Source organism: Phaeobacter sp. CAU 1743 (assembly GCF_039839315.1).
GTDB classification, from domain to species: domain Bacteria; phylum Pseudomonadota; class Alphaproteobacteria; order Rhodobacterales; family Rhodobacteraceae; genus Phycobacter; species Phycobacter gallaeciensis_A.
On the sequence record NZ_JBDOQR010000029.1, the window covers coordinates 31801 to 57487 of the forward strand.

At 62.6% G+C, this 25687-nt stretch carries 23 protein-coding genes, 1 tRNA gene, 1 pseudogene and 1 riboswitch; of the genes and pseudogenes, 12 read left to right on the forward strand and 13 right to left on the reverse strand.

The annotated features are described in order from the left end of the window. Positions 1–108: 108 nt before the first annotated feature. The 4 genes from AAFO90_RS12690 to dctP all read right to left on the reverse strand — a co-directional run bounded on the left by AAFO90_RS12690 (position 109) and on the right by dctP (position 5335). The gene (locus AAFO90_RS12690; protein WP_274837722.1) at positions 109–1149 is read right to left on the reverse strand and encodes a fatty acid desaturase; all 1041 of its coding nucleotides are present in this window, start codon (positions 1147–1149) and stop codon (positions 109–111) included. A gap of 312 nt (positions 1150–1461) precedes the next feature. Beyond that, on the reverse strand, positions 1462–2817 hold the full coding sequence (locus AAFO90_RS12695) for a TRAP transporter large permease subunit (protein ID WP_065272999.1): 1356 nt from the start codon (positions 2815–2817) through the stop codon (positions 1462–1464). Positions 2818–2820: 3 nt separating this feature from the next. Next, positions 2821–4143, reverse strand: a complete 1323-nt coding sequence (locus AAFO90_RS12700) for a TRAP transporter small permease subunit (protein WP_274830066.1) — start codon at positions 4141–4143, stop codon at positions 2821–2823. A gap of 94 nt (positions 4144–4237) precedes the next feature. Then, on the reverse strand, positions 4238–5335 hold the full coding sequence (gene dctP, locus AAFO90_RS12705; RefSeq protein WP_065273001.1) for a TRAP transporter substrate-binding protein DctP: 1098 nt from the start codon (positions 5333–5335) through the stop codon (positions 4238–4240). Between the two features lie 526 nt (positions 5336–5861). Between dctP and AAFO90_RS12710 the strand changes: the two genes are divergently transcribed. Together AAFO90_RS12710 and AAFO90_RS12715 are read left to right on the forward strand one after the other, a co-directional pair. Beyond that, positions 5862–6416 (forward strand): CHASE domain-containing protein, encoded by a 555-nt coding sequence (locus AAFO90_RS12710; protein WP_347509628.1) that lies wholly within the window; start codon positions 5862–5864, stop codon positions 6414–6416. Then, positions 6416–8164: an ATP-binding protein gene (locus AAFO90_RS12715; RefSeq protein ID WP_347509629.1), complete on the forward strand. Its 1749-nt coding sequence runs from the start codon at positions 6416–6418 to the stop codon at positions 8162–8164. The genes AAFO90_RS12710 and AAFO90_RS12715 overlap by 1 nt, the downstream gene beginning before the upstream one ends. 30 nt (positions 8165–8194) lie before the next feature. Here the strand turns inward: AAFO90_RS12715 and AAFO90_RS12720 are convergent, their stop codons facing one another. From AAFO90_RS12720 to thiC, 7 genes are read right to left on the reverse strand one after another with little or no spacing between them, the layout of a single operon-like run. Continuing rightward, complete coding sequence (locus AAFO90_RS12720) at positions 8195–8986, reverse strand: hydroxymethylpyrimidine/phosphomethylpyrimidine kinase (protein WP_347509630.1); 792 nt, start codon at positions 8984–8986, stop codon at positions 8195–8197. Beyond that, positions 8983–9957 (reverse strand): HesA/MoeB/ThiF family protein, encoded by a 975-nt coding sequence (locus AAFO90_RS12725; protein ID WP_347509631.1) that lies wholly within the window; start codon positions 9955–9957, stop codon positions 8983–8985. The genes AAFO90_RS12720 and AAFO90_RS12725 overlap by 4 nt, the downstream gene beginning before the upstream one ends. Continuing rightward, complete coding sequence (locus AAFO90_RS12730) at positions 9954–10547, reverse strand: thiamine phosphate synthase (RefSeq protein WP_347509632.1); 594 nt, start codon at positions 10545–10547, stop codon at positions 9954–9956. The genes AAFO90_RS12725 and AAFO90_RS12730 overlap by 4 nt, the downstream gene beginning before the upstream one ends. Next, positions 10547–11314, reverse strand: a complete 768-nt coding sequence (locus AAFO90_RS12735) for a thiazole synthase (RefSeq protein ID WP_347509633.1) — start codon at positions 11312–11314, stop codon at positions 10547–10549. Before AAFO90_RS12735 ends, AAFO90_RS12730 begins: the two co-directional genes overlap by 1 nt. A gap of 3 nt (positions 11315–11317) precedes the next feature. Next, entirely contained in the window at positions 11318–11515 is a 198-nt protein-coding gene (gene thiS / locus AAFO90_RS12740; protein ID WP_347509634.1) for a sulfur carrier protein ThiS, read from the reverse strand. After that, positions 11484–12452, reverse strand: a complete 969-nt coding sequence (locus AAFO90_RS12745; RefSeq protein WP_347509635.1) for an FAD-dependent oxidoreductase — start codon at positions 12450–12452, stop codon at positions 11484–11486. Before AAFO90_RS12745 ends, thiS begins: the two co-directional genes overlap by 32 nt. Continuing rightward, complete coding sequence (thiC, locus tag AAFO90_RS12750; RefSeq protein ID WP_347509636.1) at positions 12449–14269, reverse strand: phosphomethylpyrimidine synthase ThiC; 1821 nt, start codon at positions 14267–14269, stop codon at positions 12449–12451. Before thiC ends, AAFO90_RS12745 begins: the two co-directional genes overlap by 4 nt. Before the next feature lie 123 nt (positions 14270–14392). Further along, positions 14393–14521, reverse strand: a riboswitch (TPP riboswitch). A 218-nt stretch (positions 14522–14739) separates the two neighbouring features. Between thiC and bioB the strand changes: the two genes are divergently transcribed. From bioB to AAFO90_RS12790, 8 genes are all read left to right on the forward strand, one after another. Beyond that, complete coding sequence (bioB, locus tag AAFO90_RS12755; RefSeq protein WP_065273009.1) at positions 14740–15732, forward strand: biotin synthase BioB; 993 nt, start codon at positions 14740–14742, stop codon at positions 15730–15732. Continuing rightward, positions 15729–16904, forward strand: coding sequence for an 8-amino-7-oxononanoate synthase (locus tag AAFO90_RS12760; RefSeq protein ID WP_347509637.1), 1176 nt, complete (start codon positions 15729–15731; stop codon positions 16902–16904). The genes bioB and AAFO90_RS12760 overlap by 4 nt, the downstream gene beginning before the upstream one ends. After that, the gene (gene bioD / locus AAFO90_RS12765; RefSeq protein ID WP_347509638.1) at positions 16901–17530 is read left to right on the forward strand and encodes a dethiobiotin synthase; all 630 of its coding nucleotides are present in this window, start codon (positions 16901–16903) and stop codon (positions 17528–17530) included. Before AAFO90_RS12760 ends, bioD begins: the two co-directional genes overlap by 4 nt. Before the next feature lie 15 nt (positions 17531–17545). Then, positions 17546–18841, forward strand: a complete 1296-nt coding sequence (gene bioA, locus AAFO90_RS12770) for an adenosylmethionine--8-amino-7-oxononanoate transaminase (RefSeq protein ID WP_347509639.1) — start codon at positions 17546–17548, stop codon at positions 18839–18841. Positions 18842–19220: 379 nt separating this feature from the next. Continuing rightward, positions 19221–20180 (forward strand): ABC transporter substrate-binding protein, encoded by a 960-nt coding sequence (locus tag AAFO90_RS12775; RefSeq protein ID WP_065273013.1) that lies wholly within the window; start codon positions 19221–19223, stop codon positions 20178–20180. An 11-nt stretch (positions 20181–20191) separates the two neighbouring features. Beyond that, positions 20192–21247, forward strand: coding sequence for an ATP-binding cassette domain-containing protein (locus AAFO90_RS12780; protein ID WP_347509640.1), 1056 nt, complete (start codon positions 20192–20194; stop codon positions 21245–21247). Then, positions 21244–23280 carry an ABC transporter permease subunit gene (locus AAFO90_RS12785; RefSeq protein ID WP_347509641.1) on the forward strand — a complete coding sequence of 679 codons (2037 nt, stop codon included), beginning with the start codon at positions 21244–21246 and terminating at the stop codon, positions 23278–23280. The genes AAFO90_RS12780 and AAFO90_RS12785 overlap by 4 nt, the downstream gene beginning before the upstream one ends. A 120-nt stretch (positions 23281–23400) precedes the next feature. Continuing rightward, positions 23401–23922, forward strand: a complete 522-nt coding sequence (locus AAFO90_RS12790) for a DUF2478 domain-containing protein (protein WP_347509642.1) — start codon at positions 23401–23403, stop codon at positions 23920–23922. A 291-nt stretch (positions 23923–24213) separates the two neighbouring features. On the opposite strand, the gene AAFO90_RS12795 is transcribed toward AAFO90_RS12790, so the two are convergent. Further along, positions 24214–24297 (reverse strand) — tRNA-Tyr (locus tag AAFO90_RS12795). Between the two features lie 120 nt (positions 24298–24417). Between AAFO90_RS12795 and rlmB the strand changes: the two genes are divergently transcribed. Both rlmB and AAFO90_RS12805 read left to right on the forward strand, forming a co-directional pair. Further along, the gene (gene rlmB, locus AAFO90_RS12800; protein WP_065273016.1) at positions 24418–25209 is read left to right on the forward strand and encodes a 23S rRNA (guanosine(2251)-2'-O)-methyltransferase RlmB; all 792 of its coding nucleotides are present in this window, start codon (positions 24418–24420) and stop codon (positions 25207–25209) included. Between the two features lie 104 nt (positions 25210–25313). Continuing rightward, positions 25314–25565, forward strand: a complete 252-nt coding sequence (locus AAFO90_RS12805) for a hypothetical protein (RefSeq protein ID WP_274833000.1) — start codon at positions 25314–25316, stop codon at positions 25563–25565. Between the two features lie 29 nt (positions 25566–25594). On the opposite strand, the pseudogene AAFO90_RS12810 reads toward AAFO90_RS12805, so the two are convergent. After that, positions 25595–25687 (reverse strand): annotated as a pseudogene (locus AAFO90_RS12810) (IS5/IS1182 family transposase); the annotation flags it as partial.

The following is a 25687-nucleotide window of genomic DNA, read 5'->3' on the forward strand; positions in this document are numbered from 1 at the left end:
AGAGTTTCCGGCGATCCGGAAAAATAGCGAGAGTTTTCGGAGTATTAAGCTGAGTGAACCGCGTCTTTGCTCATGAAAGACGCGGTTACAGGGTGGCTTTGACCCGGATCAGGCCGTCGCCAGCAGCGGGCGGGCCTGGGCAAAGGACAACAGGCGGCGGCTGTCTTCGTCCCAGAGGTGCAGCCGCGCATTGGCCAGGCTTTCGCGGATGGTCATGCGGTTGCTTTCGGCCAGTTCTTGATGGTCGCGCAGCACTTCGGTCAGCCGGTAGAACGGTATGCGGCTGTAAAGGTGATGCACGTGGTGGATGCCGATATTGGCGCTGAACCACTGCAGCACGGCGGGCAGCTGGTAGTAGGAACTGCCGTGCAGGGCGGAGTCATGCAGCTGCCAGTCTTCGTTGCTGTCCCAGTTGGTATGTTCGAACTGGTGCTGCACGTAGAACAGCCAGACGCCGATGGTGGCCGCCAGCAGGGTGGTCGGCAGGAAGATCAGCAGCAACGGTTGCCAGCCGCCGAAATACCAGATCGTCAGCAGCGCCGCCGCAATGGCCAGATTGGTGAGCATGGCGCTGACCCAGTATTTCGCACTGTCCATCAGTCCCAACGGCACCCGGTTTTGCAGCAGGAACAGATAGCTGGGGCCAAGGCCAAAAAGCACAAGTGGATTGCGATAAAGCCGGTAGACAAGGCGCTGAAACGGACCAAGCGCGCGGTATTCGGCGACGGTCAGCGTGTGGACGTCGCCCATGCCGCGTTTGTCGAGGTTGCCGGTGGCGCTGTGGTGCACCGAATGGGTGCGGCGCCAGACATCATAGGGCGTCAGTGTGACAACCCCCATGACGCGCCCGATCCAGTCGCTGAAGGTCCGGTTGGGGAAGAAGGCGCCATGGCCGCAGTCGTGCTGAATGGCGAAGAGCCGCAGCAGGAAGGCGGCGTTGAAAAGGGAAATGCCGAAGGCCAGCCAGTAGCTGACCGACAGGCTCCACCAGGCCAGCGCCCAGAGAATCACGAAGGGAATGACGGTTGCACCCAGTTCAAAGGCGCTGCGCAGCTGGTTGGGATCCCGGTAGCCGGCAAGGGTTTTCACCCAGTCGCGTGCAGGAGTTGCACCCCGGGGGGTGCTGTGTAGGTCGGTCGTGTCGGTCATGCGCCTGCTGTATTATTGCTTCTTGATTGTCCCGATACCCTAGCAGATGGGCATGGCAAGCGAAATTTGAAACTCCTTTGGCAAAACCGGAGCTGCGGCCCTGTCCCTTGCGGGTGTTACAGTGGCGTGAATTCCGGCGGAAAACATATTCAACCGGCTGATTTTGATGAACAATGCTGTCTGCGATGCGGGTCTGGGCGCGGTGATGGCAGGGACAATGGGCCGCAACTGCAAAAAGTCACAAAAAAATGAGCCGCCCCGGGGCGGAGCGGCTCATGCTTGGATGTTTGGCCGGTTCGGCGGCAGTCTTGCTTAGCCGTATACGAGGCGCGGCAGCCAGGTGATGATCTCGGGGAACACCATGCAGAGGATCAGGCCAAGGATCTGCAGGCCGAGGAAGGGCAGCGCCGATTTGAAGATGTCCGTCATCGGGATTTCTGCCGGAGCCACGCCGCGCAGGTAGAACAGCGCATAGCCAAAGGGCGGTGACAGGAAGCTCATCTGCATGTTGACGAGGTAGAGCACCCCGAACCACAGCACCAGATCCGCCTCGGAAGTGAGGCCAAAGGGTTCAGGTCCCATCGCCTTGATGATCGGCACAAAGATCGGCACGCAGAGCAGCAGGATGCCTACCCAGTCAAGGAACATGCCGAGGACCACCAGCACGATCATCATGATGATCAGGATGCCCCAGGGACCAAAGCCGGTGGCCTCCAGCGCCGATTGCACGAATTGCTGGCCGCCTTCGAGCACGTAGAGCCCGACAAAGATGGTGGCGCCGAACATGATCCAGATCACCATGGCGCTGGCCTTGAGCGTGCCGATCGAGGCTTCGCGCACGGTCTGCCAGTCCAGCTTGCGGTGGATGGCGGCGACTATGAAGGCACCGAAGGTGCCGATGCCGGCCGCCTCAACCGGGGTAGCAACACCGGTAAAGATCACCCCCAGAACGATGACGATCAGAGCGATCGGCGCCGACATATTGCCCATCAGGCGCATCTTCTCTGCAAAGCTGACGCGTTCTTCCACCGGGATCGGCGGGCCAAGCTTGGGATTGATCGTAGAGCGCAGGATAACATAGAGCACATAGGTGCCCGACAGCATCAGCCCCGGAAACACCGCGCCGATGAACAGTTCACCCACCGATTGCTCGGCCACCACGGCATAGATGATCGCCAGGATCGACGGTGGGATCAGGATGCCGAGCGTGCCGCCCGCCATGATCGACCCCATCGCGATCTTCGGATCATAGCCGCGTTTCAGCATCGCGGGCAGGGCGATGATGCCCATGGTCACCACCGCGGCGCCGATGACGCCCACCATGGCCGCCAGAACGGTTGAGGCGATGATGGTCGCGGCGGCAAGGCCGCCTTTGACGCCGCCCAGCACCTTGTAGATCACATCGAACATGTCGTTGATGATCCCGGCCCGTTCCAGCATCGAGGCCATGAAGATAAAGAGTGGGATCGCCGAGAGCTGATAATTGGTCATCAGCGGGAAGATCCGGCTGGGCACGATATTCAGTGCCCTCTCATCGCCAAGCACATAGAGGAACACGCAGGCCAGACCGCCGGTGACAAAGGCCAGCGGTAGCCCCGCCAGCAAAAGCGCCAGCAGCGAGCCGAACATGATGAGTGTCAGCCACTCAATTCCGATTTCCAGACCCATGTCTTAGGCCCCCTTCACGATTGCGCGCACGTCCTGCGCAAGCTTGGAAATACCCTGCAGAACCAACAGCAGGCCGCCGATCACCATGACCCATTTCATCGGCCACAGCGGGATTTCCCATTCATTGAAGCTGATTTCGCCCCAGCGGATATTCGGATCGGTCCATTGCGCCAGGCTCATGCTGCCCAGCATTTCACCAAATCCGATATTGCCGCGCGCCCATTCCGAGATGACCCCGTTGCCGGTCGCCACCGCGTTTGCGTCCAGCGCGAACTTGTAGCCGGTGAAGAGCAGGGTGAAGGCGAAGATGAAGAAGAAGATCGAGGTAAACAGATCCGCCCAGGCCCGTTTCGGACGGCTGAGTGGCGCATAGAAGATGTCGACGCGTACATGCGCCTCGGTCAGCATCGCATAAGAGCCGGCAATCAGGTACTGCATGCCGAACATCAGATACATCGCCTCGTGTGCCCAGTTGGTGGGCGAGCCGAAGACATAGCGGCTGATCACTTCGAAGTAATAGACGAAGACCGCGATTACCGCCCAATAGCTGACGAATTCACCCGCCATCAGGGATGTCCGGTCGATCCAGCCGGTCCAGCCCGTCGACACATGGCTGGAATCCTCGACCCGCTCAGATTCTTCCAGCTCCCGCAGGGCCCTTTCCGCTTCGCTTTCGGGTTCTTCCTCGGGCAGGTTCTGATTGGCGCGGCGCACCAGACCCGGCATCAGCACTGCATCGACCAGCATCGCCGCCAGCAGCACATAAAGCGCATAGGCGCCCACCTTGTTCCAGAAGGCCAGATTGTCGCCTGCCACTTCCAGCGCGGGGGTGGCGGTTTTCAGATCCTCGGTTGCCTGCGCGATCCTTTCGCGCCCGTCACTCAGCCGCTGTTCGGCGCGGGCGATGTTCTTTTCGGCGCGGCGTTTGGCAAAGGTGCCTTCCTCGGCCTCGGCCAGATCCGCGCGCATCTTGGGCAGGTCCGCCTCGGCGGCTTCGATCCGGCCGGTTTCGCGCTCCAGCGTCCGTTCCGCCTGACGAACCACGTTGGAGGCATCCGACAGCACGCTGCGGGCTTCCTGGCCGTTGGAGTTTGAGATCAGGATCAGAATGAAGACCGGGATGAAGGCCAGGCCCATCAGGCTGCGCAGATAGAAGCGGTGCAGACCCAGCATGCCGCCGGTCACGAGAATGAAATAGCCAAGCGCGTTGGTATATTTGCTGGGGCCGGTCCGTGGCCGCCTGGCCAGGACCATGGCCACCAGCGGAAAGACGATCAGTCCCACCCAATAGGCCCAATGGGGCAAGGTGACATCGAGGCTGGGCATGGGGTCCCCCGTTATTTTTGATTGTTTGAGGTCAGAGCAACGGACCCGCACGCGATGTGCGGGTCCGCATTGGTCAGCGTCGCCTAGGGTCTGATTACAGATCCAGCGACATGCCTTCGGTCAGGGCCGGGTCCACATATCCAAGCGAGCCGGACTGCATGTAGTCGAGGATGGTCTTGAAGATGCGGGCGCTGGATTTGTCGCGGTTGGCGTATTTGTACCAGACCGGGACGGCGACCTCGGTCATCAGCTCCACATCGTCCTGGCTGAGGCGGGTGACCTCGGTTCCGTCGGCCTCGAACTTTTTCCAGGCTTCCTGGTCGGCGGCCTGGATCGCGGCGTGGTGCATGTCGGAATAGACGTGGGTCTCCATTTCGACGAACTGCTGCATCTGCGGCGACAGCGCGTTCCAGCTCTCCATGCCCACGGTCAGGTCCATGATGTCTACCGGCTGGTAGAGCGACATGAAGCCCGGAGGACCCATGACGATGTAATCGGTGACCTGGCTGAAGCCGAGCGAGTAGTTCACCGCCGGACCCACATAGTCGGCCACATCGATGGTACCCTTCTCCAGCGCCGGGAAGATCTCCGAGCCTGGCAGAACCGTGGTTTCGGCGCCGATCTCGGTAAAGATCTCGGCGACCATGCCGCCGGGCAGGCGCATCTTGCGGCCGCGGAAATCGTCGATCGAGCGGATCGGCACCTTGGAGTGGATGATATTCGGGCCGTGGTGGATCGGGCCGACGAAATGCATGCCCTGCGCCTTGTAGAGTTCGCGCGCCATATCAAGGCCGCCAAGCCCATAGTAGAACACGTCATATTCATGCGGGTTGCGCAACCCCAGCGGGAAGGACGACAGGAACACCGCCGCCGGGATGATGCCCTGGGCATAGATGGTAAAGGGGTTCACCGCGTCCAGAACCCCATTCTTCACCGCGTCATAGAGCTGAAAGTCCCCGACGACGTCATTGGCGCCAAAGGGTTGAAAGGCCAGCTCACCGCCGGTCTTTTCGACGATGCTACCGCACCAGTCCTTGAAGATCTGCAGACCTGCACCGCCCGGCCAGGATGTCTGCACCTTCCAGGTTTTTGTGTGACTCGCCGCCGTTGCGATATGGGGTGCGGCCAGTCCCGCTGCGCCCAGACCGGCAAGACCTGTCAGCGCGCCGCGGCGCGTTACGATTTTTGACATGATTTTTTTCCTCCCTAAACCTGTCTTGCGACAGTTCCGAACCCGCTTCCTCCTGCAGGTTCTTGAATATGTTAGGCGGGGAAGTACAAATTTTCAAAATCATATATGTTGTTTTTCGCAAGGGGATGAATAACGCTCGGGTAAGGATTTGATTCAACTGCGGGAATACCGTTCCTTCCGGTACGCGACCGCGGACTGTATTTTTTGTCGGTGTTTCCCTTGGGTCACTTTGCACAGGTTTTATCGGCATGGGAGCGCGTGTTCAGCCATATTGTCCTTGCTCCCAAGGGGCGGCTGTGTTGTTGCGGCGGCCAGATGGCGTACCGCCAAAAGGAGAGCGGACGTCCGTTGGGTAGGGTGAAGGTGCAACGGGGATGTTTATATTTCTACCGTTAAGAGCTATTGAACCACTTAAGGCCATAAGGGGAATTGCCGGTTGTTTTGCGGCACCCATTGCAATTTTAAGAGGCTTTTGATGGTCGTGAGTTCCAATACACGTGCAGATTTGCGCCGTGTGGCCAGGGGAGTGTCCAATCGCTCTTACCTGTCGGTGCTTGTGACCATTGTGGTACTAGTCGGCGCCTCGATATTTGCCGAGCAGCAGAACTCCACCATCTACAGCCAGCGTCTGCGCGCGGATGTGCAAAGCGAGGTCGGGTTGATCCGATCCCGGCTTGAGGGCGCGCTCAATGCCGATATTCAGTTGGTGCAGGGCCTGGTTGCAGTGATGTCGACCGAGCCGGACATGACACAGCAGCGGTTTTCCGATCTGAGTGCGCAGATGATCGGGCGAGACGGGCAGATCACCCATCTTGCCGCCGCGCCCGATCTGGTGATCTCCCTCATTCACCCGCTGAAGGGCAACGAGGCGGCGCTGGGCCTTGATTACAACCAGCACAAAGCGCAGCGCGCGGCCGCTGAGCAGGCCCGCGATACTGGCAAAATCGTTCTGGCCGGACCGGTCAAATTGGTACAGGGCGGCGAGGCCTTCGTGGCGCGCTTCCCTATTTTCACCTCGCAGGACGGTCCCTTGCGCTTCTGGGGTATTTTGTCAGCAGTCATCAGTGCCGATGGGAGGTGATGCCGGACAACCTCTGGACCTTGCGGCTTTTGCTGCTCGCAGGCGGGCTGCTGGTCCTTGTGCCCACCGCGCTTGCCACCCGCATGGCCGATGCCCGCAGCCACGCGATCGAGAAACTCAAACGCCGCGAACGGGATCTGGAAACTCTTTCCCGGCGTCTGGAGATTGCCGTTGAGACCTCCAAGATCGGCATCTGGGAGCTGGACGCGGAGACCGGTGAACTGATCTGGGATCGGCGCATGTCCGACCTTTATGGGATCGAGGCGCTGAACGGGAAAATCAATTTCTCCGAGTGGAAGAAGTGCCTGCATCCGGACGATTGCCAGCAAGCCGTGGAAACCTTCTGGCGCGCTACGCACGATGGCAAGAATTACCTCTCTGAATACCGCATCTTGCTGGAGAACGGCGAGCAAAAGCATATCCGGGCGCTGGGCTGCGCCTTCTCCGATGCCTCCGGGCGACTGCGCATGATCGGGGTCGACTGGGATGTCTCTGGCGATGTGCACCTGCGCGAAGAGCTGATCCGTGCCAACCGGGCTCTGACCCAGCGCAACAGCGAGCTACACGAGGCCAAGCTCAACGCCGAACAGGCGGACCGGGCGAAATCGGAATTCCTCGCCAATATGAGCCATGAAATCCGCACGCCGATGAATGGCATCCTTGGCATGGCGGATCTTCTGGCCGAGGCGGAACTGCCAGATGAAGAGCAGCTTTATGTGGAAACCATCCGCGATTCCTCCAATGCTCTGCTGAAAATCATCAACGACATTCTTGATCTCTCGCGCCTTGAAGTCGGCAAGCTGGACATAACCCCGACGGATTTCGATCTGCGCAGCTGTATCGTGCAGGCAGTGAACCTTTTGCGGCCCAAAGCCAACGGCAAGGGGCTGACGGTTGAGGTGGAGATCGACGAAACCCTGCCGCAGCGCATGCGCGGTGACGATGGCCGCTTGCGCCAGATCCTGGTCAATCTTGTGGGCAACGCGGTCAAGTTCACGGCGCAGGGCGGGGTTGTCGTGCGTGTCACCAGTGATCCGGAGGCGCCTTACCGGCTCGTGGTTGAGGTCGAGGATACCGGGATCGGCATTTCCGAAAGCCAGGCCGAGCATATCTTTGACCGTTTTGCGCAGGCGGACGCGGCCACCACCCGTGCCTTTGGGGGCACCGGCCTTGGCCTGACCATCTCCAGCATCCTGGCCGAGCGGATGGGCGGCACCATTTCGCTGCAGCCGAAACAAGCCGCCGGGCAGGGCTCCTGTTTCCGGCTCGAAGTCCAACTGGAGCCGGAACAAACCCCAGCGGCTCAGCAGAAAACGGAAACTGCTCCTGCGGTGGCAACCGAGGTTCTGACCGGCGCCCGGATCGTGCTGGCTGAGGACAACCGGACCAACCGGCTGCTGATCCAGAAATATTTCGCCGGGCTTCCTGTTGAGTGCGTCGAGGCCGAAAATGGCCGCAAAGCTGTTGATCTCTGCCGGGAGCAAATGCCGGATTTCGTGCTGATGGACATGTCCATGCCCGAACTGGACGGGGTCGAGGCGACAAGGGAAATCCGCGCTCTGGACGGCCCGCAACCGGTGATCGTAGCGCTGACTGCCAATGCCTTTGACAGCCACCGCACAGAATGTCTGGAGGCGGGAATGGATCATTTCCTGCAGAAACCGATCCGCAAGGCTGTCCTTCTCCAGACGCTGGCTACTTTGCAGATGGCCCGCATGCCGGAGGCCGAAGAAGTACGTGCCGGCTAGCGCCGGATCGGGTCGCCACTGCCCCTGGTCTTAATCGATTTGCTGCTGAACCAGCCATTCGGTCAGCGCTGTCTTGGCCCGTGCGCAGGCTTCCTCAAGGGCGTGCCCCTGGGCCAGCTGGCAGGAGATGGCCGTAGCCAGCGCGCAGCCGGTGCCCCGGTGGCCGTGGGGCAGGCGCGGGGCGTGATATGCATTGTGCTGCCCAGGCTGAAACAGATGGTCGGTGCTGATTGCTCCCTTCGCGTGGCCACCCTTGATTAGAACTGCGTTTGGCCCCGAAGTATGGGCGACCTGCATTGAGGATCCGGTTGGATCCGTTTTTCCATTCCAGCCCATCAGGATCTTCGCTTGTAGTTGCAGATCAGGCAGCGCCGCGCTCACGGGCTGCCCGGACAGGGATGCGCTTTCCTGCAGGTTTGGGGTCAGCAGTGTCACCCGTCGGAGCAACGGTGCTAGGCTGATCAGGTCGCCGAGCGTCCCTCCGGATGACGTCTTCAGTACCGGGTCCAGAACCACCGGCATCTCTGGCGGTAGTAACTCGGCGACCGCGCGGGCAGCTTCGGGTGTGCCCAGCATGCCGATCTTGATCGCCTGAACAGGTGCCTCACGCAGCGCAGCGGTGATTTGCGCTGCGATATCTTCGGGCGGTACGGGCCAGAGCGACGTGAGTGCGGTGCTGGTCTGGGCGGTGACGGCTGTGACCACCGGCGCCACGCTGCAGCCCAGCCGTTGCGCCATTGCCGTGTCCCGGGTGAGGCCCGCGCCGCCACTGGAATCCGTGCCTGCAATCACCAGAATGCGGGGAGTGCCCGGCTCGATCACGTGGCACCCGCTGCCAGCAGCGCTAGATTTTTGTAGCCGCGCTGTTGCAGGCAGCGGGCGGCGCTCCAGGCCCGCAACCCGCTGTGACAGCACAGGACGATCCGGCAGTCGTCTGGCAGTTCGGCACTCAGAATATCCTGTGGCAGCAGGCGCAAGGCCTGCGGTGTCACCGGCGCTGATGCCTCGGACGGATCGCGCAGCTCGACCACTTGATCCTCTGGCTGGATGTTGGCTGCGGCGATGAAGGGCAGGGCGATTTCCGGCTCTTCCGCTTCGTCAAAGCGGAAGCCGCCGGGGGTCAGCGTCGCCATGTCTAGCGTGATCAACTGCCCCAGTGGTGAGGGCGCATGTCCCAAGAGCGCCTTCAACGTCATCTGCGCCTGAAGTGCGCCAATGCTGCCCACCACCGGCCCCATGATCCCGGCGCTGGCGCAGGTGGCGCCGCTGGCCGGGGGATCGGGAAAGACCGCCCGCAGGGATGGCGCGTCGCCGCAAAAACCACCGACATAGCCGGATTGTCCCAGCGCCGAGGCGGAAATCAGCGGCGTACTCTGCGCCTTGCAGCAATCGGACAGGATATAGGAGGCGGCGACACTGTCGGCGGCATCTACCACCAGATCGGCCTGTGCCACGGCGGCAGGCGCGTTGAGCGGGTCGAGTGCGCGCGGATCTGCATGCAGACGCAGATCCGGATGCGCCCGTAGTAGGTGGTGGCGGGCTGCCTCTACCTTTGGCGTACCGAGATCCCGCATATCGAACAGCGGTTGGCGGTGCAGGTTGCTTTCCTCCACCACATCGGGGTCCATCAGGGTGATTTCGCCCACACCAGCCCCGGCCAGATAGCTCAGCACCGGGCAGCCAAGCCCCCCGGCGCCCACCACCAGCACATGCGCCGCCGAAAGCCGCGCCTGTCCCTCGGCGCCGACCTCGGGCAGGGCGATCTGGCGGGCATATCTTGCGGTCTGGCTCATGATGCGCAGGCCCTGATCCATTCCCAGGTGCGGGCTTCGGGGTCGGGGGCCTGTTGGATATCGGTGACCACGGCGGCGCTGTCGGCCCCCGCAGCAAAGACACCCGGCAGACGCTCGGGCGTCAGCCCTCCGATGGCCACCAGCGGAGTATTACCGGCAAGGCACTTCCAGCGGGTCACTCGCTCCAATCCCTGCGGATCCCATTTCATCTGTTTCAAGAGGGTCGGGTAGACCGGCCCCAGCGCCACATAGGCCGGATCATGGGATAGGGCGCGATCCAGCTCTGCCTCGTCATGGGTTGAAAGCCCATAGTGCACGCCCGCGCGGCGCAGGGCGGCAAAATCGGCCGTCTCCATGTCCTCTTGTCCGAGGTGCACAAAGGAGCAGTTGAGATCCAGCGCCGCCTGCCAGTAATCGTTGACCACCAGCTGCGCGCCATGCACGGCGCAGATGTCGCGGGCGCGGGCGATCTGGCGGCGCACTTCTGCATCCGGCTGGTCCTTTATGCGTAGCTGCACCAGTTTCACCCCGTGGGGCACCAGTAGCTCTAGTCGGCCGACGTGGCCGACAATCAGGTAAAAACGTTCCATCACATCAACTCTGCAAGACCAAGGACCGGCGTCGAAGGCACCGCCATGTCACGCGGCTCCATTGGCTGCGCTTGGAACCCAGCCCGCCCGGCCCGAATGGCCAGATCCATTGCGCGGGCCATAGCCACAGGGTCGCCCGCCTTGGCAACCGCGGTGTTCAAGAGGACCGCATCCATGCCCAGTTCCATGGCTTCCGCCGCATCCGATGGCCGCCCGATCCCGGCATCAACGATCAGCGGCACCTCCCGGAAATGCGCCCTCATGGCACGCAGCCCGTCTGGATTGCGCAGCCCCTGACCAGAACCGATCGGCGCCCCCCAGGGCATCAGCACCTCACAGCCCGCCTCGACAAGCCGTTCGGCGACAACCAGATCCTCGGTTGTGTAGGGGAAGACCTGAAAGCCATCCTCGGACAGGATCCGCGCGGCCTCGACCAGGGCAAAGATATCCGGTTGCAGCGTATCGCCATGGCCGATCACCTCCAGTTTGATCCAGGGGGTGTCGAAGATTTCCCGCGCCATCTGCGCAGTTGTAACGGCGTCCTGCACGGTGTGGCAGCCCGCGGTGTTGGGCAGAATGCGCGCGCCGGTCTGGCGCAGCATGTCCCAGAACCCTGCGCCCGATCCCGCCGCGGTTTCACGGCGCAGGGAGACGGTCAGAACCTCGCTGCCACTGGCCTGCACTGCGTCGGTCAGGACCTGCGGCGAGGGGTATTGCGCGGTGCCCAGCAAGAGCCGCGAGGATAGGTCGACATCATATAGCCGCATCGCTCAGCCCCCCTGCATCGGGGCGAGGACTTCCAGCCGGTCGCCCGCCGTTAGCCTGGTGTCATCGCGTTTGGCGCGCGAGATAAATTGCCCGTTGAGCGCGGTAGCAATCGCCGGACTGGTAAAGCCCAGCTCCTCCAGCGCGGCAGCGAGGGTGGTGGCGCGGATGTCACGCGGATCTGCGTTCACGATGATCTGCATCACTAGTCTCCGGAATCAGAATGTCTGCGGCGCGCGCGGCCATGGCGGGCGCCAGAAGAAAGCCGTGTCGGTACAGGCCGTTGAGGTACAGGCTGCCGTCCTGCCAGATCAGATCCGGCAGGTTGTCGGCAAAGGCTGGGCGCAGTCCTGCGCCGATCTCCACCACCGCCGCTTCGGCCAAGCCGGGGTGCAGCGCATAGGCCGCATTCATCAGCTCGCTGAGGGCGCGCAGGGTGGGTGGGCCGCTGGCGCTGCTTTCGATCATGGTGGCGCCCAGCATGAAATGGTGATCGGCACGCGGCACCAGGTAGATGGGGCTGCGCGGGTGCAAAAGCCGCAGGGTGCGGCTGATCTCCACCCCGGGCGCGTGCAGGATCGCCATCTCGCCGCGCACCGGGCGCAGGCCCGGTAGGGGCGCAGCCATCCCGGTGCAATCCAGCGTCACCCGCGACGGCGCCGGTGTGCCGCAGTGCAGGGTCACGCCCATCTCTTGCACCCGGGCTGCCAGATCCCGGATCGCGCGGCGCGGGTCCAGATGGCCCTCTTCCGTGAAATGCAGCCCGGCGCGGAACCGGCCTGCCAGCTCCGGCTCCAACGCGGCGATCTGCCTCTCATCGACCGCCACATGGGCGCGGGTGCGCCGGGCAAAACGGGTCAGCTCGGCCCGGTCGCGGGCGGGGGCCAGCACCAGCGTGCCGCGCCGGACCACCGGGGTGATCTGGGCCCACCAGTCGAGAGCGCGGCTGCCGAGGGTGATCACTTCCTCCTCGGCGCTTTCGCCCTCGCACCAGGGCGCCAACATGCCGCCGGCATAGCGGGAGGCGCTTTTGTCACCGATGTGGGCGCTGCGTTCATAAAGCGTCACCTCGGCCCCGCGCCGGGCCAGCTCATGCGCGGCGGCGAGCCCGGCAAGGCCCGCGCCTGCGATGGTGATCATGCCCCCGCGTCCTCAGTGTCTTTTACGGGCACGTATAGGTCGCCGCCTTCGCGGAATTTGGCGGCCATCGCCTCCATGCCTTCCTTCTGCGCCTCGGCACGGATGTCGTGGCTGATCCGCATGGAGCAGAACTTCGGCCCGCACATGGAGCAGAAATGCGCCACCTTATGCGCCTGTTTCGGCAGGGTCGCATCGTGGAAATCGCGCGCGGTTTCCGGGTCGAGCGAGAGGTTGAACTGATCCTCCCAGCGGAATTCGAACCGGGCGCGGGACAGCGCATCATCGCGCCGCTGGGCGCCGGGAAGGCCCTTTGCCAGATCGGCGGCATGGGCGGCGATCTTGTAAGTGATCACGCCGGTTTTCACATCATCGCGGTCCGGCAGGCCCAGGTGTTCCTTGGGTGTCACATAGCAGAGCATGGCGCAGCCGAACCAGCCGATCATCGCGGCGCCAATGCCAGAGGTGATGTGGTCATAGCCCGGTGCGATATCTGTGGTGAGCGGGCCGAGCGTATAAAACGGTGCCTCGTGGCAGCACTCCAGCTGCTTGTCCATGTTCTCCTTGATCTTGTGCATGGCCACATGGCCCGGCCCCTCGATCATCACCTGGCAATCCTTGGCCCAGGCGATTTTGGTCAGCTCGCCCAGGGTTTCCAGCTCGGCAAATTGCGCCTCGTCATTGGCATCGGCAATCGATCCGGGGCGCAGCCCGTCGCCCAGGGAGAAGGAGACGTCATACCGGCGGCAGATGTCGCAGATCTCCTCAAAATGCTCATAAAGGAAGCTTTCTTTGTGATGATGCAGGCACCATTTCGCCATGATCGAGCCGCCGCGCGACACGATCCCGGTCACGCGGTTGACGGTCATCGGCACCATGTGCAGACGCACGCCTGCGTGGATGGTGAAGTAATCGACGCCCTGTTCGGCCTGTTCGATCAGCGTGTCTCGGAACACCTCCCAGGTCAGGTCCTCGGCAATGCCGTTCACCTTTTCCAGCGCCTGATAGATCGGTACGGTGCCGATGGGCACGGGGGAGTTGCGGATGATCCATTCGCGGGTGTTGTGGATGTTGCGCCCGGTCGACAAATCCATCACCGTATCGGCGCCCCAGCGGATCGCCCAGACCAGCTTGTCCACTTCCTCCTCCATCGAGGAGGTCACCGCCGAGGTGCCCATATTGGCGTTGATCTTCACCTTGAAATTGCGGCCGATGATCATCGGCTCCAGTTCCGGGTGGTTGATGTTGGCGGGGATGATCGCACGACCTTCGGCGACCTCCTGACGGACGAACTCGGGCGTTACGTAATCGGGAATAATGGCGCCGAAATCATTGCCATCGCGATGACAGGGCGAGGTCTCGCGCAACTGGTTCTCGCGGATGGCGATATATTCCATCTCGGGCGTGATGATCCCGGCGCGGGCATAAGCCAGCTGCGTCACCGCCCTGTCGCCCGTGGCGCGCAGCGGGGCCGGGCGCTGAGGGAATTCCGGTGTCAGCCGGTCGCCTTCGACAAATCCGTTGTCCTCGGGCTTTACATCGCGGCCCTGGTATTCCTCCACATCGGCGCGCGTCAGGATCCAGTCCCGGCGCAGGGCGGGCAGGCCTTGGCGGATGTCGGTGGTGTGATCGGGATCGGTATAGGGGCCGGAGCTGTCGTAGACCGGCAGCGGCGCCTCGCCTGCGGTGGGGTGGGTTGCGATTTCGCGCATTGGCACGCGGATCTCAGGGTGGATGTCGCCGGAGACGTAGATCTTGCGCGATGCGGGCAGCGGGCCGGTGGTCACGCTGGGCGCGATCGTGGAATTCTGATGGGTCATGCGGTGCTCCTCGAAGCCAAAACTCGGAAAAGACACCAGATGAGGTTTGGACGGGGAAACGCGGAACGGTCGTACCTACCGATCGGTTCGGGCAGCGCGGAATTGGACCTGTACGGGGCCGCAACGACGCGCATCCTAGCTTCCTACGCCAGTGTCAACTGGGTCAGGTTCTAAGGGTCGCGTCACCGGCCGGGAGTGTTCCCGTCCTGTCAGCCTCTCAGTCCCCGTGGCGGGACTCCCCTGCGTGCTTTCACACCTAGGGGAGGCGCCCCCGCGCCGTCAAGAGGGTTTCTGCGATCGGGGGGTGTTGTGGGAGGTGGCTGGTAAGTGGCGTAAATAAAATGAAAAAATTAAACTTTGAGCGGCACGCACACGGTGCTTGCGTTCGTGTTTCAAAATTATCTATAAAAACCTAGGTCCGGGAGGTTTCTCCTGAGCAAAAATCTATAATGCAAATTGGGAGACCCCGAATGCTCGATGCTGCGCCGATCAGAACCGACTGGACACGTGCTGAGGCTGAGAAAATCTATAATCAGCCCTTCATGGATTTGCTGTTTCAGGCGCAGTCCGTGCACCGGCAGGCCTTTGACCCCAATCAAGTGCAGAAATCCAAGCTGCTGAGCATCAAGACGGGCGGCTGCCCCGAGGATTGCGCCTATTGCAGCCAGTCCGCGCGCAATGGTGCAAAACTCTCTGCCAGCAAGCTCATCGAGGTGGAGCGGGTGATCGCCGAGGCGAAAAAGGCCCGCGATGCAGGCGCCACACGCTATTGCATGGGGGCAGCCTGGCGCAGCCCGAAAGAGCGTGACATGGCGGCGCTGGAGGCGATGATCCACGGGGTCCGGGAGCTGGGGATGGAGACCTGCATGACCCTGGGCATGCTGGAGGAGGATCAGGTGTTCCGCCTGCGCGATGCGGGGCTGGATTACTACAACCACAATATCGACACCTCTGAACGTTACTATTCCGAGATCATCACAACCCGCACATTCGCCGACCGGATCGAGACCCTGAATCGGGTGCGCGAGGCGGGGATCAAGGTCTGCGCGGGCGGCATCGTCGGCATGGGCGAAGAGCAGATGGACCGGATCGACATGCTGCTGGCGCTGGCAACGCTGGATGAACACCCGGATTCGGTGCCGGTGAACATGCTGATCCCGATTGCCGACACGCCACTGGCAGACGTCCGGAAACTCGACCCCATCGAATTCGTGCGCACCATCGCGCTGGCGCGGATCCTGATGCCGAACAGCCATGTGCGCCTGTCGGCAGGCCGCACCGACATGAGCGATGAGCTGCAGGCGATGTGTTTCTTTGCTGGGGCCAATTCGATCTTTGTCGGGGAAACGTTGCTGACAGCGGACAACCCCGAGGAAGACAAGGATCAGCAGTTGTTCGACCGGCTGGGTCTGGTGGCCATGGCTGCCCATTGCGAAGGGCGGATTGGCGAGGCGGGCGAATGAATATCGCGGCAGCCGACCCCACCGCCGATCCCGCCGCGGCTCTGTTTCCGCGTCAACAGGCGCTGCTCACATCTCTTGCGGATCAGGACCGCTATCGCCGCCTGATCCCGCGGGCGGGGCATGATTTTTCATCGAACGATTATCTGGGGCTTGCGGCCAGCGATGAAATGCGCGCCGCCGCGATGGCGGCGTTGCAGCGGGGTGTGCCCGTTGGTGCCGGCGGTTCCCGCCTGCTGCGCGGCAATGACAGCGAACATCATCAGCTTGAGGAAGAGGCCGCGGCCTTTTTCGGAAGTGAGGCGGCGTTGTTCATGGGCGGCGGTTTCAACGCCAATGTGGCGATCTTCGCGACCCTGCCACAGCGCGGCGATCTGGTGCTATATGACGATCTGATTCACGCCAGCGTCCGAGAAGGGATGCGGCTGGGCCGGGCCGAAACGCAAAACTTTGCCCATAACGATTTGGCTGATGCGGCGCGGGTGATCTCTGACTGGCGTGCGGCGGGCGGCATTGGGCAGGTCTGGATCGCGGTCGAGGCGGTCTATTCCATGGATGGCGATCTGGCGCCACTGACCGAGCTGATGGCGCTGGCCGACGCGTCTGGCGGAGTTCTGGTGGTGGACGAGGCTCATGCCACCGGCCTGTTCGGACCGCAGGGCCGCGGGCTGGCGCATGACATCGCGCATCGGCCCAACGTCATCAGCCTGCACACCTGCGGCAAGGCGCTGGGCGCCTCGGGCGCGCTGATCTGCGCGCCGAAGGTGCTGATCGACATGCTGATCAACAAGGGCCGCATTTTCATATTTGCCACCGCGCCATCACCGCTCAATGCCGCGCTGGTGCGGGCATCGCTGGCCTTGCTGCAGCAGGATGCGTCGCGCATCGACCGTGCCTGGGAGGTGATTGATCATGCCCACGCCGAGGCTGCGCGCCTGTGCGGTCTGACCGGCTTTGCCTGTCAGATCCTACCAGTGATCACAGGCGGGGACGGGCGCACGATGCAGCTGGCCTCGGATCTGCAGGCGCTTGGCTATGACATTCGCGGCATTCGCCCGCCGACGGTGCCTGCGGGCACCTCGCGGCTGCGGGTGTCCATTACGCTCAACACCTCAAAATCGGTGGTGACGGAAATGTTCACCGATCTGGCACAGGTGCTGGAGCGGCGCCCATGAGCCGCACATTGGTGGTCACGGGGACCGACACCGGCATCGGCAAGACGGTGATTTCCGCTGCACTGGTGCAGGCGCTGGGCGCTAGTTACTGGAAGCCAGTCCAGTCCGGCCTTGAGGAGGAAACCGACAGCGCGTTCGTGGCGCGCATGACCGGGCGCCAGGTTCTGCCCGAAGCATACCGGCTGCAGCTGCCTGTTTCGCCGCATCTGTCGGCCGAGGCTGAGGGGGGCGAGATCTCGCTGGCGGAGTTGGCCTTGCCCGAAGGCGCGGGCACCCTGGTCGTCGAGGGCGCCGGCGGCGTCATGGTGCCGCTGAACCGACGTGAGCTGTTTCTCGATCTCTTTGCCCATTGGCGTGCGCCTGTGGTGCTTTGCGCGGCGACACGGCTCGGCACGATCAACCATTCGCTGCTCTCGCTGATGGCGCTCAAGGATCTGGGATGCCCTGTCGTCGGCGTGCTGTTCAGTGGCGATCCCGAACCCGAGGTGGAGGACACCATCTGCCAGTTCGGGCAGGTGCCGCATCTGGGACGGCTGCCGCATCTGGATCCGCTGACCCCGGTGACGCTCGCAGAGGCCTGCGCCGCGCATGTCGACCTTGCCACCATCCGCATGGCGCTGACCTGAAGGAAGGACATCCCGATGACCCCGCCGATGACCCCGCTGGAGTTTGACAAGAAACACCTCTGGCACCCCTATACCAATGTCACCAAACCCGGCCGGACCTTTCTGGTAAAGGAAGCGGAAGGCGTCCATATCACTTTGGAGGACGGTACCCGTCTGATCGACGCCATGTCCTCGTGGTGGTGCATGATGCACGGGCACCGGCATCCGGTGATCACGGCGGCCATGAAGGCACAGATCGACACCCTGCCGCATGTGATGTTCGGCGGGTTGACCCATGAGTCGGCGGTGGAGCTGGGACGGCGGCTGCTGGAAATCACGCCGGACAGCCTGCAGCGAATCTTCTACTGCGACAGTGGCTCGGTCTCGGTCGAGGTGGCGATGAAGATGGCGGTGCAATACCAGCACGCCATGGGGCAACCGGGGCGCAGCGAATTTGCCACCGTGCGCTCGGGCTATCACGGGGATACCTGGAAGGCGATGAGCGTCTGCGATCCCGACACCGGCATGCATCACCTGTTTCAGGGCGCGCTCAGCGTTCAGCATTTCGTCTCCCGCCCGCCGGTGGCGATGGGGCAGGAGTGGTGCGAGGACCCCGAGCAAAACGGCCTCGGCGAATTGCGCCGGGTGCTGGAGGCCGGGCAGGACCGCATCGCCGGGTTTATCCTGGAGCCGGTGGTGCAGGGCACGGGCGGCATGTACTTCTACCACCCCGAGTACCTCAATCAAGCGCGGGCGCTCTGCGATGAATTCGGCGTCCTGCTGATCTTTGATGAGATCGCCACTGGCTTTGCCCGCACCGGACAGATGTTCGCCACCGATTTTTGTTCGGTTGAGCCGGATATCCTGTGCCTCGGCAAGGGGCTGACCGGGGGGCATATTTCCTTTGCGGTGACGTTGTCCAATGACCGGGTGGCGGAAGGCATCGGTGGCGGCAATCCCGGTATCTTCATGCATGGACCGACCTATATGGCCAATCCACTGGCCTGCGCTGCTGCCTGCGCTGCGATCGATGTGCTGACCGGGCAGGATTGGCGGGGGCGCATTGCAGATATCGCGGCGCAGATGCAGGCAGAGCTGGCCCCGGCGCGCGACCTGCCAGGGGTGCGGGATGTGCGGGTTCTGGGGGCGATCGGCGTGATCGAGATGGATCATCCGGTGTCCGCCGATGAAGCCCATGCGCTGGCGCCGGACACCGGCGTATTCCTGCGTCCCTTTGGACATAACATCTATACGATGCCGCCCTTTATCAGCACGCCAGAACAGCTGAGCGCGGTGACTGCAGCGATGCTGCGGCTTGCGCGGGTGCTGTAACAACCTGAAACTAGAAAGGGGCGACCGATCATCTGTGCCGCCCCTGATTCTTTCTGAGGCGTGCATCGCCAGGCGGAGGTACGGGTTATCCGGTCTCAAAATTGAATTTCCATCCAAAAATTTAAATAGAAAATCAAGAAAATGCGTCAGCAGCGCCGTGAATGCTCGACAAATGGTCGTATTAAAGGCAAAACCTTGTCCTGTAGCCGGTCACACTGGATCATCAATACGCTGAGATGAACGGCTTGGACCGGCGGTGGCGAAACGGCAGATGGCGGCCCGATGGGCCGCGCAGCCCGCGACACCAGACGACCAAAATCACATAAGGGCGCGGGGCTTCGGGTCCGCCTGTTGCGCCCACAGAACGGGGATGACATCCATGAAATCAACTTCTTTTGCACTGGCGCTGGGCGCTTCTGCCATGCTTTCCGGTGCCGCGGCAGCGGCTGATCTGGGTGCGGTGGACACGCCGATCAAACTGGCCGTCAACGAATGGACTGGCCAGCACGTCACCACTCATATCGCTGGTGAGATGCTGAAGGCTGCGGGCTACAAGGTCGAATATGTCTCGGCCGGCATGATGAACCAGTTCCAGGCGATCGCGGATGGTGACATCCACGCGACGCTGGAAATCTGGTCCTCCAACGTATCGGACGAATACGCCAAGAAGGTCGCCGAAGGCACCGTCGAGGAACTGGGTGATCTGGAACTCGACGCCAAGGAAGGCATTGCTTACCCCGCCCACGTGGCTGAGCTGTGCCCGGGTCTGCCCGCATGGGAGGCGCTGAAGGCCTGCGCGCCGCAGTTCGCCACCGCCGAAACCCTGCCGCAGGGCCGTCTGGTGGATTATCCGGCCGACTGGGGCACCCCCGGCGCCGACCGCATGGCCGGTCTTGACCTGCCCTTCAAGGCGGTTCCCGCGGGTTCCGAGGCCGCGCTGATCGTCGAGTTGCGCGCCGCGACCGAGCGCAAGACGCCGCTGCTGATCACCTTCTGGCAACCCCATTGGGCGATGTCCGCCTATGACGTGAAATTCGTCGACCTGCCCGAGGGCGAAGAGGCCTGCTTTACCGATCCGGCATGGGGCCCGAACCCCAACGCGGTCAACGATTGCGATTTTGCCCCCTCGCGCATCTTCAAGGCGGGTTGGTCCGGTCTGGCCGAAACCTGGCCCGCAGCGCATGAAATCCTGTCGTCCTACACTTTGGCCGTTGAAGACCAGCAGCCGATGATGGGCGCCATCGACGTTGATGGTGGCAGCGTCGAGGAAGTGGTTGCCGACTGGATGGCGGCCAATGAGGACAAGTGGCGTCCGGTCGTGGACGCCGCGCTGAAGTGAGCCAAAGCGCCGTGAGTGACACGTCGACACCAGCCATCACCTGCCAGAATGTCTGGCAGGTGTTCGGCGCCCATGCGGACAGCGCCCTGAAACAGGCGCTGTCTGAAACCCAATCTGCCGAAGAGGCTGCCGCGGCGCTGCGCGCCAAGGGGCTGACGCCTGCGGTGCAGGACGCCACATTCGAGGTGAAAGAGGGCGAGTTGTTCGTCATCATGGGGCTCAGCGGCTCGGGGAAATCGACGCTGATCCGCTGTATCTCGCAGCTGTTGCCGGGAACTGGTGGCGACATCCTGATCGACGGCGAAAACATCCGCACCGCCAGCCCGAAACGGCTGATCGAGTTGCGCCGCAACAAGCTGGGCATGGTGTTCCAGCACTTCGGCCTGTTCCCGCATATGAGCGTGGCCGAAAACGTCGCCTATCCGCTGCGGGTGCAGGGGATGCGCAAGAAGGAGCGTCTGGCCAAGGCGCAGCAGGTGATCGAACTGGTCGGCCTTGGCGGGCGCGAAAAGAATTTCCCGCGTGAACTGTCCGGCGGGCAGCGCCAGCGGGTCGGCATCGCGCGCTCCCTCGTGGCGGATTGCTCCGTCTGGTTCCTGGATGAGCCGTTTTCGGCGCTGGATCCGCTGATCCGCCGCCAGCTGCAGGATGAATTCCTCGACATTCAGGCCAAGCTGAAAACCACCATCGTCTTTATCACCCATGACATCAATGAGGCGCTGAAGCTGGCCGACCGCATCGCCATCATGCGCGATGGCAAGATCGTGCAGATCGGCACGCCTTCGGACATCGTGCTGAACCCGGTGGATGATTACGTGCGCGAATTCTCCAAGGACGTCGCGAAGGGGCAGCACGCTCATGTGGCCTCGGTCATGCAGACCGGCGGGGATCTGTCCCATGGTCCCGACGATCCGGGCTTGCGCCGCGACATGACGCTGGATGCGGCGCTGGCGCGCTGTATGGAACTTTATGAACCCGTGCCGGTGCGTGACGAAAACGGCGCGCTTCTGGGTGTTGTGAACCCGGCAGATCTGGCGGCGGCCCTGCAGGTGGATCCGGCGGCATGATGACGCTCAGCAAAGGCAGCCGCGCGGCGCTGATCGCGCTGGCGGTGGGCATTCTGTGTCTGGCGCTGGAAGGCGTCGCACCCTGGCTTGTCTCTTTTCCCAAAGGCTGGGTGCTGCCCGCGACCGATTGGGTCGGCAGCATAATGGAGAGCTTCCTTGCCCTGATCAAACCGGCGGCGCGGATGTTCTCTGCGCTGATGGCCTATCCGATGGAGGCCGCAGGCTGGATCCTGAGCGAAACGCCCTGGCCATTGCTGATCGCGGCCACGGTGGCGCTGGGCTGGCGCCTTGGTGGGCTGGCGATGGCGCTGATGGCGGCCGTGGGCCTCGGCGCGGTGCTGGCCTCGGGCTACTGGCCCGAAAGCATGAACACGCTGGCGCTGGTTTCGGTCTCGGTGCCGCTGGCGCTGCTGGTTGGCGGTGCCATTGGTGTGCTGGCCAATGAATATCCCCGGGTGCGGGCGCCGGTGCAGGCACTGCTCGATGTGATGCAGACGGTGCCGACTTTTGCCTATCTGACGCCCCTCTTGGTGCTTTTCGGCTTTGGCCCGGTGGTAGGGCTGATCGCCTCGGCCATCTATGCGGCACCGCCGATGGCTCGCAACGTGATGCTGGGGCTGGAGCGGATCGAACCGGAGATCAAGGAAGCCGCTGTCATGGCAGGCGGCACCCGCATGCAACAGCTGTTCCAAGTCGAGATCCCCGCCGCGGCGACGCAGATCATGGTGGGCGTCAATCAATGCCTGATGGCGGCCCTGTCGATGGTGATCATCGCTGCCGTCATTGGCGGTTTTGACGATATTGGCTGGGAAGTGCTGCTGACCATGCGCAAGGCGCAGTTCGGCGCCAGCCTGATGGCGGGCTTTGTGATCGTGATCTTCGCCATCCTGATCGACCGGATGAGCGGCACGCTCGCCAATGAGCAGCGCCGCAGCTATGACGGGCGCGTATCGCTGGCGATCCTTGCGCTGGGCGCGATTGCCAGTCTGGCCTTTTACGGCCAGCTGCAGCATCCGGGCGACTATGCGCTGTTCGACAGCACCGCGGTTCGAGTCGACGCGGGCCTGTCGGCCTTTACCAGCGCCAATGCCGAGCTGCTGACCAGCGTCAAGAACGGCGTGATGTTCTACGTGCTGCTGCCGCTCAGGATCGGGCTTGATCAGGCGGTGCTGCCCTTCACCTGGGGCTTTGTCTGGACCACGGGGATGAGCCTTGCGCTCTTTGCTGCCGGGGCCGTGGCGGGATTGTACTGTGCCTATCGCGGGAACCTGACGCTGGGCGTGGTGATCCTGATCGCGGCGGGCATGCTGGAGACGGGGATTTCGCAGCTGCCCTGGCCCTTTGTGCTGGTCGGGGTGGGGGCGCTGTCCTTTGTCGCGGGCGGCGCGCGTCTGGCGGCGCTGTCTGTCGTGCTGCTGACAACGATCCTGCTGTCGGGGCTGTGGGAGCGGGCGCTTCTGTCGCTTTACCTTTCAGGGGCCTCGGTCTTTGCCTGCGCGGTGCTTGGCGGTGCCATCGGCCTTGCTTCGGCAGTCTCGCCCATGGTCTGGCGCGTGGTGCGCCCGATCTGCGATATGCTGCAGACGATCCCGCTGTTTGTCTTCCTGATCCCGGTGCTGATGGTGTTCCAGATCGGTGAGTTCTCCGCCTTCCTCGCCATCATGGCCTATGCCATCGTGCCGATGATCCGCTACACGCGCCACGGGCTGACCGAGACACCGGCGGATATGATCGAAGCCGCGACCGCTTCGGGCGCGACCCGCTGGCAGATGATGCGTGACGTTCGCGCGCCCTACGCGGCGCCGACCATCCTTTTGGGGCTCAATCAGACCATCCTTTATGCCTTTGCCATGCTGGTGATCGCAGCGCTGATCGGCACCACCGGTCTTGGCCAGTCGATCTACCTCGCGCTGGGGCAGGCGGATGTGGGGCTGGGCATCTCTGCTGGCGCGGCGATGGCGATTCTGGCGCTGATCGCGGATCGCATCGTGCAGGGCTTTGCCGAGGAACGGCGCCACGCGCTGGGTCTCTAAGCCACCTCTTCTGCCGCGCTGCCCTTCTGGTGGCGCGGCAAATGCCCCTCTGGTCCGCTCCCTGAAACCGCGCTAGGATCTGTTTCGCTGAACAGAACCACAACCAAGTGAGGTCTCCCGATGAGCCTGGCCTATGTCATGACCACTGAACGCGGCGCCACTGACCGGCTGCTGACTGCGCTGGCCGAGCGTTTGCAGGCGCGCGGGCTGCGTCTGGCGGGAATCGTTCAGACCAACACCGAATGCTATGACGACAAGCTGTGCGACATGGATGTACGGGTGCTGCCGGGGGATGAGGTGATCCGCATTTCCCAGTCTCTGGGGCCAGAGGCCCGCGGCTGCCGCTTGAACCCCGGCGCGCTGGAGCAGGCGGTAGGGCAGGTCACCGAGAGCCTTGCTCAGACGCCCGCACCGCAGGTGCTGCTGGTCAACAAGTTCGGCAAGCACGAAGCCGACGGCCGCGGCATGCGCCCGGTCATCGGCGAGGCGCTCGCCATGGGTATCCCGGTCGTTTCTGGCGTCAACCGGATGAACGTGGAGGCTTTCAAGGATTTCTCCGGCGGTATGGCAGAGGCGGCTGAGGCCGATCTTGATGCGCTGGAGGCCTGGGTGATGCAGGCGGTCAAGACCCCGGCAGAGTGATGCCGCGGGGGCGCGGTCCCCGCTGCCGGATATCAGTGATTTCCGAAGATTGACCCAGTCCCGCGCCGGGTCTTTTTTCAGCTGGCACTAGAGTGCGGACTTGAGGGAATTCGCCCCGAAACAGATGGTCGGTGTGCGGTAAGGGAGAGGATAAAGTGAGGCTGGAAACGGGGCAAAACCGGCTGCCAGAGCTGAAGCGGTGGGGAGTACTGTATTGGGAGGCCTGGACCCCACACGGGCGGTTGCCACCATCGTTCCCGATGAAAATCTCAATCATTTCAAGGAGGAAGGTGGTGGGCGACCCTGGAATCGAACCAGGCGTGCGTCTCCGCGAGGGAGTTACAGTCCCCTGCCACACCTTGCGGCCTGTCGCCCACTGTCAGGTGAGTGTTGCACCTAACGTGGAGGCGTGATTACTAGCGGCACCAACGGGCGTCAACAGGAAAATACCAAGTTTTCTGCGCTGGCCTGAAATTCCTTTTATCGGAGAGAGCAATGTCGAAGAAACCCACCAAGAAACCCCAGTGGGTCATCGAAAAGGAACAGGCCAAGAAGGCAGGCGCGAGCGAAACCGTCTGGTTGTTTGGCCTGCACGCGGTGCGCGATGCGCTGATGAACCCGCGCCGGGAGAAACTGCGGCTGATCGTGACGCTGAATGCCCAGAACAAGCTGGAAGAGGCCATCGCGGCTGCCGGGATCGAACCCGAGGTGGTTGATCCGCGCAAGTTCAACGCGCCGCTGGATCCCAATTCGGTGCACCAGGGCGCGGCGCTGGAGGTGAAACCGCTCAACTGGGGCAGTCTTGCGGAAAACTGCATCGGCGCCGAAGTGCCGCGGGTTCTGCTGCTGGACCGGGTGACTGACCCGCATAACGTTGGCGCGATTCTACGTTCGGCCGAGGTGTTGGGCGCCAGCGCCGTGATCGGCACCCGCCATCACTCGGCGCCCGAAACCGGCGCTCTGGCGAAAACCGCCAGCGGCGCGCTGGAACGTCAGCCCTATCTGCGGATGCGCAACCTCTCGGATACCATCACCGAGCTGCAGAATATGGGCTTTCTGGTGCTGGGCCTCGATGGCGAGGCAGAGCAGACCATCGAACAGGCGCTGGAAGGGCGCAAGGACCGCCCAGTGGCGCTGGTGCTCGGCGCCGAGGGGCCGGGGCTGCGGCAAAAGACCAAGGAAACCGTGGATCAACTGGTGAAAATCGACTTTGCCGGGGGATTCGGATCGCTCAACGTCTCAAATGCTGCGGCAATCGCCCTATATGCTTCCAGAGAAAGATCCTAAGCGGACAGGAGGCAGGCATCGCACATTCCAGCATTTCCGGAGGTAAGATCCTCAGTTGTTGTTACTGCGGCGTTCAATCGGCTTTTGTGCCCGGGGGGCGTGGCATGTCCACGCTGATATGCGGAACCTGCGGGGCGCCGCTTTCGGCGCAAAAGGCCCGGCCACTGGCGCCGGGCAAGGGCGCCAAAACCCCGGCGACGGCTGTGCCCGCGTCGCGGTCCAAGATTTCGCACCAGCCTGCGCCGGTGAAACCCGCCTATAAGCCGAAGAAGAGCAAGCCGCGCAAGAAACGCAAAAGCATGTTTCAAAAGGTGTTGTCTGAGGCCTTTGACGTGATCGAGGATATTTTCGACTGAGAGTCTGATTCAAAACTTTTCGAGTGAATTCATTGTCTTGCGAGCATCCGCGTGACGCGGCGGATGTGTGCGATTGTGACCCAAGCTGCCGCGCTGGCGATGGATTTTTCCCAATCCTTCGA

What these genes read in the sequence shown, in the direction of transcription:
- rlmB (WP_065273016.1), top strand. Translation starts at nt 24,418, where the DNA reads ATGTCGAAGAAACCCACCAAGAAACCCCAGTGGGTCATCGAAAAGGAA.
- bioD (WP_347509638.1), top strand. Translation starts at nt 16,901, where the DNA reads ATGAGCCGCACATTGGTGGTCACGGGGACCGACACCGGCATCGGCAAG.
- AAFO90_RS12690 (WP_274837722.1), bottom strand. Translation starts at nt 1,149, where the DNA reads ATGACCGACACGACCGACCTACACAGCACCCCCCGGGGTGCAACTCCT.
- thiC (WP_347509636.1), bottom strand. Translation starts at nt 14,269, where the DNA reads ATGACCCATCAGAATTCCACGATCGCGCCCAGCGTGACCACCGGCCCG.
- AAFO90_RS12730 (WP_347509632.1), bottom strand. Translation starts at nt 10,547, where the DNA reads ATGGAACGTTTTTACCTGATTGTCGGCCACGTCGGCCGACTAGAGCTA.
- AAFO90_RS12700 (WP_274830066.1), bottom strand. Translation starts at nt 4,143, where the DNA reads ATGCCCAGCCTCGATGTCACCTTGCCCCATTGGGCCTATTGGGTGGGA.
- AAFO90_RS12790 (WP_347509642.1), top strand. Translation starts at nt 23,401, where the DNA reads ATGAGCCTGGCCTATGTCATGACCACTGAACGCGGCGCCACTGACCGG.
- AAFO90_RS12760 (WP_347509637.1), top strand. Translation starts at nt 15,729, where the DNA reads ATGAATATCGCGGCAGCCGACCCCACCGCCGATCCCGCCGCGGCTCTG.
- AAFO90_RS12785 (WP_347509641.1), top strand. Translation starts at nt 21,244, where the DNA reads ATGATGACGCTCAGCAAAGGCAGCCGCGCGGCGCTGATCGCGCTGGCG.
- AAFO90_RS12695 (WP_065272999.1), bottom strand. Translation starts at nt 2,817, where the DNA reads ATGGGTCTGGAAATCGGAATTGAGTGGCTGACACTCATCATGTTCGGC.
- bioB (WP_065273009.1), top strand. Translation starts at nt 14,740, where the DNA reads ATGCTCGATGCTGCGCCGATCAGAACCGACTGGACACGTGCTGAGGCT.
- thiS (WP_347509634.1), bottom strand. Translation starts at nt 11,515, where the DNA reads ATGCAGATCATCGTGAACGCAGATCCGCGTGACATCCGCGCCACCACC.
- AAFO90_RS12775 (WP_065273013.1), top strand. Translation starts at nt 19,221, where the DNA reads ATGAAATCAACTTCTTTTGCACTGGCGCTGGGCGCTTCTGCCATGCTT.
- bioA (WP_347509639.1), top strand. Translation starts at nt 17,546, where the DNA reads ATGACCCCGCCGATGACCCCGCTGGAGTTTGACAAGAAACACCTCTGG.
- AAFO90_RS12735 (WP_347509633.1), bottom strand. Translation starts at nt 11,314, where the DNA reads ATGCGGCTATATGATGTCGACCTATCCTCGCGGCTCTTGCTGGGCACC.
- AAFO90_RS12725 (WP_347509631.1), bottom strand. Translation starts at nt 9,957, where the DNA reads ATGAGCCAGACCGCAAGATATGCCCGCCAGATCGCCCTGCCCGAGGTC.
- AAFO90_RS12805 (WP_274833000.1), top strand. Translation starts at nt 25,314, where the DNA reads ATGTCCACGCTGATATGCGGAACCTGCGGGGCGCCGCTTTCGGCGCAA.
- dctP (WP_065273001.1), bottom strand. Translation starts at nt 5,335, where the DNA reads ATGTCAAAAATCGTAACGCGCCGCGGCGCGCTGACAGGTCTTGCCGGT.
- AAFO90_RS12745 (WP_347509635.1), bottom strand. Translation starts at nt 12,452, where the DNA reads ATGATCACCATCGCAGGCGCGGGCCTTGCCGGGCTCGCCGCCGCGCAT.
- AAFO90_RS12715 (WP_347509629.1), top strand. Translation starts at nt 6,416, where the DNA reads ATGCCGGACAACCTCTGGACCTTGCGGCTTTTGCTGCTCGCAGGCGGG.